Source organism: Streptomyces sp. NPDC058457 (assembly GCF_042720695.1).
Classification (GTDB): Bacteria; Actinomycetota; Actinomycetes; order Streptomycetales; family Streptomycetaceae; genus Streptomyces.
This window is the reverse complement of sequence record NZ_JBHXLU010000171.1, coordinates 1-7777: the sequence shown is the minus strand read 5'-3', so window position 1 is coordinate 7777 and position 7777 is coordinate 1. Positions and strand designations below refer to the sequence as shown.

The 7777-nt window shown below is 72.0% G+C and carries 6 protein-coding genes and 1 pseudogene; 2 read left to right on the top strand and 5 right to left on the bottom strand.

Annotation, left to right across the window (positions count from 1 at the left end):
- From ACFWPS_RS53555 to ppk2, 4 genes and pseudogenes are all read right to left on the bottom strand, one after another.
- Window positions 1-99, bottom strand: a pseudogene (locus tag ACFWPS_RS53555) (DNA-binding response regulator); the annotation flags it as partial.
- Window positions 100-300: 201 nt separating this feature from the next.
- The gene (locus ACFWPS_RS53550; RefSeq protein ID WP_383721775.1) at window positions 301-765 is read right to left on the bottom strand and encodes a cyclic nucleotide-binding domain-containing protein; all 465 of its coding nucleotides are present in this window, start codon (window positions 763-765) and stop codon (window positions 301-303) included.
- 193 nt (window positions 766-958) lie between these two features.
- On the bottom strand, window positions 959-2680 hold the full coding sequence (locus tag ACFWPS_RS53545; RefSeq protein ID WP_383721773.1) for a SulP family inorganic anion transporter: 1722 nt from the start codon (window positions 2678-2680) through the stop codon (window positions 959-961).
- A gap of 310 nt (window positions 2681-2990) precedes the next feature.
- The gene (gene ppk2, locus ACFWPS_RS53540; RefSeq protein WP_383721771.1) at window positions 2991-3794 is read right to left on the bottom strand and encodes a polyphosphate kinase 2; all 804 of its coding nucleotides are present in this window, start codon (window positions 3792-3794) and stop codon (window positions 2991-2993) included.
- A gap of 41 nt (window positions 3795-3835) precedes the next feature.
- On the opposite strand from ppk2, the gene ACFWPS_RS53535 reads away from it, so the two are divergent.
- Complete coding sequence (locus ACFWPS_RS53535; protein ID WP_383721769.1) at window positions 3836-6223, top strand: phosphoketolase; 2388 nt, start codon at window positions 3836-3838, stop codon at window positions 6221-6223.
- 43 nt (window positions 6224-6266) lie between these two features.
- Here ACFWPS_RS53535 and ACFWPS_RS53530 read toward each other — a convergent pair whose 3' ends face one another.
- On the bottom strand, window positions 6267-6647 hold the full coding sequence (locus tag ACFWPS_RS53530; RefSeq protein WP_383721767.1) for an STAS domain-containing protein: 381 nt from the start codon (window positions 6645-6647) through the stop codon (window positions 6267-6269).
- Window positions 6648-6985: 338 nt separating this feature from the next.
- On the opposite strand from ACFWPS_RS53530, the gene ACFWPS_RS53525 reads away from it, so the two are divergent.
- Complete coding sequence (locus ACFWPS_RS53525) at window positions 6986-7426, top strand: pyridoxamine 5'-phosphate oxidase family protein (protein WP_383721765.1); 441 nt, start codon at window positions 6986-6988, stop codon at window positions 7424-7426.
- The last annotated feature ends 351 nt before the right edge of the window (window positions 7427-7777 follow it).

Genomic DNA, 7777 nt, shown 5'->3' with positions numbered 1-7777 from the left:
GTCGAGCAGGTCGGTGAGGCCGCGCCGGACGACCTCGTGGTCGTCCAGCAGGAACACACGGATCGGGTCCTGCTCCGAGAAGGTGCGCGGCTCTGCCATGACGTCCCCTTGTCCCCGGCTCCCCGGCTGTTCCCGGACGGAGGGCAGACCACAGGCCGCCCATGAGGATCATTGTCCGTCGCGGCCGGTTGTACTAGGGCCGACCGGCCCCACTTGCCTCCCCGTCACGGTCGGACGTCGGCTCGGATCCCACGTCCACCGCCCCACTCCCGGGAGGGCCGCTCCTCGTGGCGGACGGCGTCACACGCCGGCACCGGCGCCGTACGGGGCGTACAGGTCAAGGAGCCGTTTGCGGGCCGCGCGCAGGCGGTGGGCGAGCACCTGGCCCACCCACTGGCTGACCGCGTTGCCCAGCACCGGATCCTCCCGGCACAGGGACAGGACGGTCGCGGCGTCGAACTCGTAGGCGCGTACGGGCGTGGTGGCCGCGGCGCCCAGGTGCCACACGGGGGGTGCGAACAGCCAGGACCAGCCGACCAGTTCGTTGTGTCCGAGGCTCTCGATGACGGCGGCCCGGCGGCCCGGGACGCGCATGTCGAGTTCGATGCGGCCGGTGCGGATGATCCAGAACCGGTCGGCGTGACCGCCTTCCTCGAAGAGCCGGGTTCCCGGCGGGAAGGAGACCTCCCGGGCATGGCGCATCAGCTGCCGCTGCTGATCGGCCGGCAGGGCGCGCAGCATGCCGAGGGTCGACGGGACGTTCATGGCAGCCTCCCGGGACGGGACGTGTGACGGGACGGGTGTCGAGCCGGCACTGCCAGGGTGCGGCGCTGCGGCCGGGCCCGCCATGGGCCGAGCGGCCCGTCGGCCCGGGACCTTCGGTACGTCCCCGGCCCGGGACCTTCGGGTCGGTGCGTGCGCGGCCTCCCGCACCGCCACTCCCACCGTCGCCCTCGGTCTACCGACCCGGCTGCGCCGCCAGCCACGCGCGGTACGCCGTCACCGCCGTCGGCAGGGTCGGGAAGATGCGGTCGTGGCCGACCGCGTCCGCGAGGCCGTACGTCTCCAGGCTGTCCAGGAGGTCCTGCTTCACGCGGGCGAGGGCGAACACGACGCCGCGCGCGGTCAGTTCGCGGCGGAGGGCGTCGACCGCGTCGAGGGCGGTGATGTCGACCTCCACGTTGGCCTCGGTGTTGAGCACGAACCAGCGGACGGGCTCGGTCGTTTCGTCGACGGCTGCAAGGGCCCGGCGGTGGAAGTTCTCGGCGTTGGCGAAGAACAGGGGCGAGTCGTAGCGGTAGACCAGGAGGCCGGGGATCGTGCGCGCGGTCGGGTAGTCGTCGATGTCGTGCATGCCGGCCACGCCCGGCACCAGGCCCTCGACCGCGTCGTGCGGGCGGGCCACCCGGGTCAGCAGTTCGGCCACCGACAGGCCGACGGCGACCAGCACGCCGTACAGGATGTCCAGGGCGAGGACGCCGGCCAGGCAGCCGAGCGCGAGGAACAGCTCGCGGTGGCGGAAGGCGGCCAGACGGCGGAAACCGGCGAGGTCGGTCATGCGGGTCGCCGCGTAGACGACCAGGGCGCCGAGGACCGCGGCGGGCGTCCTGGTGAGGAGAGGACTGAGGAAGAGCAGGACCGCGAGGACCAGGGCGCCGGCGACCAGCGAGTACGCCTGGCTGCGCGCCCCGGCCGAGGTGGCCAGGGCGGTGCGGCTGGCACTGCTGCTCACCGGGAAGCCGTGCAGGACGCTCGCCCCGAGGTTGGCCGCGCCGAGGGCCAGGAACTCCTGGTCGGCGTCGAGCCCGGGGCCGTCGGCGGGGCCTTTGCCGGCGAACGCGCGGGCGGTGAGGATGAAGTCCGTGTACGCCACCAGGAGGACGCCGAGCGCGGGCAGGACCAGGCGGGGCAGCTCGGTCAGGTCCGGCAGGGCAAGGGCGGGCACCCCCGCCGGGACCGTGCCGATGACCCGGATGCCGTAACGGCCGTCGAGATCGAACGCCACCACGGCCGCCGTGCCCAGGACCACGGCCAGCAGCGGGCCGGGGAGCGCCCGGAAGTACCGCGTGACGATCAGGAGAAAGAGCAGCGTCGCCGCCGCGAAGATCACGGTCGCCGGGTGGGCCTCACCCAAGTGCGTGAAGAACGACCAGAGTTGGGGGAAGAACTCGGTTCCCGTCGCCGGCACTCCGGTGAGTTTGGGCAGCTGGTCCACGACCATGATCAGGGCCACGCCGGCCAGGTAGCCGATCAGGACGGGGCGGGAGAGCAGGTCCGCCAGAAAGCCCAGGCGGACCGCCCGCGCGATCAGGCAGAGCAGGCCGACCGCGGCGGCGAGGGCGGCCGCCAGCACGGCGTACCGGCCGGGGTCACCGGTGGCGAGCGGGGCGACCACGGTGGCCGTCATCAGCGCGGTCGTCGACTCCGGACCGACCGACAGCAGCCGTGAGGAGCCGAACACCGTGTACAGGGCCAGGGCGGGCAGGATCGCCCACAGGCCGGCGACCGGGGGCAGCCCGGCCACCCCGGCGTACGCCATCACCTGCGGCACCAGGTACGCGGCGACCGTCACCCCGGCCAGCAGATCGCCCTTCAGCCAGGCGCGCCGGTAGCCGAGCAGCGAGACGAGTCCGGGCACCAGCCGGTGCCACCCCGGGTGTCCGCCTCTGCCGTGGGTCATGCGCCGCCTCTCGTCCGGTGGTCCCAGAATCCGTCGGCCCTCGCCGGACGGCGGGACACACGCCGTGCACACGTCCAACAGGCCTCACGGACAGGGCCGTTCAGCCCAATGGTCACCGACCTTCGGCATCCGGCGTGCCCGGCCTGGCTCCGCCAGAGTGAGCGGTGTCAGGAACCGCACGCACCGTCCCCGACGCCTCGAAGGGATCACCGTCATGGCAGTGCACGAGCCTCCGCACCGGAGCTCCGGCCTCCGCCTGCCGTCCGCCGGCCGGCCCCGGACCGCCGCCGTGACCGGGGCGAGCGGCTGCTCAGAGGCTCGCCGCGTGGTCGGGGACGTAGGTCTGCAGGTCCCGTGGCGGGCGTTCGTAGCCGGTCGACGACGGCCGCTTCGGGAGTTCCAGCACCGGCGGCGGCACGTCGTGGTAGGGCACCGTCGACAGCAGGTGGGCCATCATGTTCAGCCGGGCCCGGCGCTTGTCGTCGCTCTCCACGATGTACCAGGGCGCCTCGGCGACGTCGGTGTGGACCAGCATCTCGTCCTTGGCCCGGGAGTAGGCCTCCCAGTGGGTGATCGACTCCAGGTCCATCGGCGAGAGCTTCCAGCGCCGCAGCGGATCGTCGAGGCGCTTCCTGAACCGGTCCTGCTGCTCGGTGTCGCTCACCGAGAACCAGTACTTGCGCAGCAGGATCCCGGACTCCACCAGCATCCGCTCGAAGATCGGGCAGTGCCGCAGGAAGAGCTGGTACTCCTCCCTCGTACAGAAGCCCATCACATTCTCGACGCCGGCCCGGTTGTACCAGGACCGGTCGAACAGCACGATCTCGCCGGCCGCCGGGAGATGCTCCGCGTACCGCTGGAAGTACCACTGGGTGCGCTCGCGCTCGGTGGGTTTCGGCAGCGCCGCGATCCGGGCGCTCCGCGGATTGAGGTGCTCCGTCACCCGTTTGATCGTGCCGCCTTTGCCGGCCGCGTCCCGTCCCTCGAAGATCACTACAAGGCGGGCGCCCGTCGCCCGCACCCACTCCTGCAGTTTCACCAACTCGGTCTGCAAGCGAAGCAGTTCCGCCTCGTACACCTTGCGCGGCAGCTCCGCCGCCTTCTTGCCGGCCATGCCGCCTCCACCGCCCGATGACCTACCCATGGAGTCATCCGATGTCCAAGGTCGAACACCAGGACGCCACCGTACTGTCCGACGAGGAACTGCGCACCCTGGACGCGCACTGGCGTGCCGCCAACTACCTCGCGGCGGGCCAGATCTACCTGATGTCCAACCCGCTGCTGACCGAGCCGCTGCGGCCTGACCACATCAAGCCCCGGCTGCTCGGCCACTGGGGCACCTCGCCGGGCCTGAACCTGGTGTACACCCACCTGAACCGGGTGATCAGGGCGCGTGGCCTGGACGCACTGTGTGTGTGGGGGCCGGGGCACGGCGGGCCGTCCGTGCTGGCCAACTCCTGGCTGGAGGGCAGCTACAGCGAGACCTACCCCGATGTCTCCCGGGACGCGGCGGGGATGGGCCGGCTGTTCCGGCAGTTCTCCTTCCCCGGCGGGGTGCCCAGCCACGTGGCCCCGGAGACGCCCGGCTCCATCCACGAGGGCGGCGAGCTGGGCTACTCCCTCGCCCACGCCTACGGCGCCGCCCTGGACAACCCGGACCTGCTGGTCGCGTGTGTGATCGGTGACGGTGAGGCGGAGACCGGGCCGCTGGCCGCTTCCTGGCACTCGAACAAGTTCCTCGACCCGGTCCACGACGGTGCCGTCCTGCCCATCCTGCACCTCAACGGTTACAAGATCGCCAACCCGAGTGTCCTGTCCCGCCTCCCCGAGTCCGAGCTCGACGCTCTGCTGCGCGGCTACGGTCATGAGCCGATCCACGTCAGCGGAGACGACCCGCGCGAGGTGCACCGGGCCATGGCGGCGGCGATGGACACCGCGCTGGACCGGATCGCGATCATGCAGCGTTCGGCGCGCGAGGAGGGGGTCACGGAGCGGGTGCACTGGCCGGTGATCGTGTTGCGGACGCCGAAGGGGTGGACGGGTCCGGCCGAGGTGGACGGTGTGCCCGTCGAGGGCACCTGGCGGGCCCATCAGGTGCCGCTGGCCGGGGTCCGTGAGAACCCGGAGCACCTGCGGCAGCTGGAGGCGTGGCTGCGGTCGTACCGGCCCGGGGAACTCTTCGGTCCCGACGGCCGGCCGACCGCTGACGTGCTTGCCTGTGTCCCCGACGGTGATCTGCGGCTGGGTGCGAGCCCGTACGCCAACGGCGGTCTGCTCGTCCGCGACCTGCCCCTGGCCGACCTCGACGAGTTCGCCGTCCCCGTCGAGAAGCCGGGCACGTCCCTGCACGAACCCACCCGGGTCCTGGGCGACTTCCTGGCCCGGATCATGAAGGACACCGGGCAGCGCAGGGACTTCCGGCTGGTGGGACCCGACGAGACCGCTTCCAACCGGCTCCAGGCCGTCTTCGACGTCAGCGGCAAGGCCTGGCAGGCCGGGCGGCTCCCGGTCGACGAACACCTCGAACACCACGGCCGGGTGATGGAGATCCTCTCCGAACATCTCTGCCAGGGCTGGCTGGAGGGCTATCTCCTCACCGGCCGGCACGGGCTGTTCTCCTGCTACGAGGCGTTCGTGCACATCGTCGACTCGATGGTCAACCAGCACATCAAGTGGCTCAAGACGTCGAGGCAGTTGTCGTGGCGGGCCCCCGTCGCCTCCCTCAACTACCTGCTCACCTCGCACGTGTGGCGGCAGGACCACAACGGCTTCTCGCACCAGGATCCCGGCTTCGTCGACCATGTCCTGAACAAGAGCCCCGAGGTCGTCCGGGTCTACCTGCCGCCGGACGCCAACACTCTCCTCTCGGTGGCGGACCACGTGCTGCGCAGCCGGGACTACGTCAACGTCGTCGTGGCCGGCAAGCAGCCCTGCTTCGACTGGCTGTCCATGGACCAGGCCCGCGTGCACTGCGCGCGCGGCGCCGGGATCTGGGAGTGGGCCGGCACCGAGAACGGCGCCCACGACGGACCCGACGTCGTGCTCGCCTGCGCCGGCGACGTGCCCACCCAGGAGATCCTCGCCGCCGCCCAGCTGCTGCGCCGGCACCTGCCCCAGCTGGCCGTGCGGGTGGTCAACGTCGTCGACATGACCCGGCTGCTCCCGAAGGACGAGCACCCGCACGGGATGAGCGACTTCGAGTACGACGGCCTGTTCACCACCGACAAGCCGGTGATCTTCGCCTACCACGGCTACCCCTGGCTGATCCACCGTCTGGCCTACCGCCGTACCGGGCACGCGAACCTGCATGTGCGCGGTTACAAGGAGTCGGGGACCACGACCACTCCGTTCGACATGGTCGTCCGCAACGACCTGGACCGCTACCGGCTGGTCATGGACGTCATCGACCGGGTCCCCGGCCTCGCCGTCCGCGCGGCCGGCGTGCGCCAGCAGATGGCCGACGCGCGCACCCGCCACCAGGCCTGGATCCGCGCCCACGGCACCGACCTGCCCGAGGTCGCCGACTGGACCTGGAACGCCTGACCGCCGGGCCGCCGACCGGCCGCCGGCACCGGGCGGGGCAGGATCAGGCAACCGCTCCTCGCGCGTCCTCGCCGGCGAGGGCCTCGGGGAGGCCGGGATACAGCTCGAAGGTGTCACCCAGCCCCGTGCAGCGCAGCAGCCGGGGGAAGCCGTCGTCCGGTGTGACCAGCCGCAGTCTGCCGACGCGGTACCGGACCCGGTTGCGGGCCCGGCACAGGAGGCTGAGGCCGGAGCAGTCGATGAACGAGACAGGACTCAGATCGAGCACCAGATCGGGCTCCGCACCGGACGTCAGGCAGTCGAGGGCCGCGGAGAGGACCGGAACCGCCAGCAGGTCGAGTTCGCCGTGCAGGGTGACGACGGTGGCGCCGCCGTCGGTACGGGTCGTGCGGTAGGTCACGGACCTCGTGTGGTTGTCGGCCATGGAGAGAGCGAAGTCCAGCCGGCGGGTCGCACGGAAGGGCCGTTCGGCCCTCTCGGCTCCCTGACGGCAGGCCCGAACGGCCCGTCCCGCGGTGTCCCGGCGGGTGAGGGCCCGTCCGGCGGGTGACCGGGGCCGTACGGCCCAAGCGCACCCCACCGAACCGGGACAAGCTGGATCCGCGGGGCGACACCGGCGACACCGGCCTCCGGCCCCGACCAGGAGGTGAAGGACTTCGCCCGCCACGGCCCCGGGCAGCGCGCCCGGGAAGAGCCGCCGAACGGCGAAGACCGACGACGCCCCGGCACACGACGTGAGAGACCTGGGAGACGAGACGGCCGATGTATGCCAACGACGGATTCCGTGAACTCGACCGGCGGGAGTGCCTGAGACTGCTCGCCGGGGTGCCGGTCGGCCGAATCGTGCACACGCGCGGGGCGCTGCCGGCCGTGCTGCCCGTCAACTTCGGACTGGACCGGGACGGAGCGGTGCTGCTGCGCACCTCCGAGGCCTCGGAGCTGGTGCGGGCCATCGACGGTTCCGTCGTCGCCTTCGAGGCCGACGAGGTCGACGCCGTGGCGCACGCCGGCTGGAGCGTCGTCGTGACCGGCCGTGCGACCGTGGTCCGCGACCCCCGCGAACACGAACGGCTCGTCCGTGACGGCCCCACGTCCTGGGTGCCGTCCCCGCGGGAGGTCTTCGTCCGCATCGAGCCGGAGCTGGTCACCGGACGCGAACTGACCGGCGGCCGCTCCCTGTACGGCCTGGATCCCATCTCCTGACTCTCCGCCCTACCCCTCGCCGGAGCGGGTGACGGCGCGTTCGGGCCGGGGCCGGTGACACGGGCGGAGCGACACCGCGGGGGATCGGTGCCGCTCCTCGTCCCAGTCTCTCCCCGCCCTCGCCCCGGAGCAGGTGCCGATGGGTCACCTGTCGGGGACCGGCCGGCCCTTACGCCACGGGCGGCGCACCGGTTACGGACGCCCCCGCTCCGGCCCGGGCGCCACCGGGTTCCCCGGGGGCGCCCGTGACTTGCCGGATCCGGGTGCCCGGCGTGGTCGGTGCCTACTACGGTGGGCTTTGACCGGACCTGCCGGTGTGTGAGTCGACGGGATCGGGAGGGGTGCGGTGGA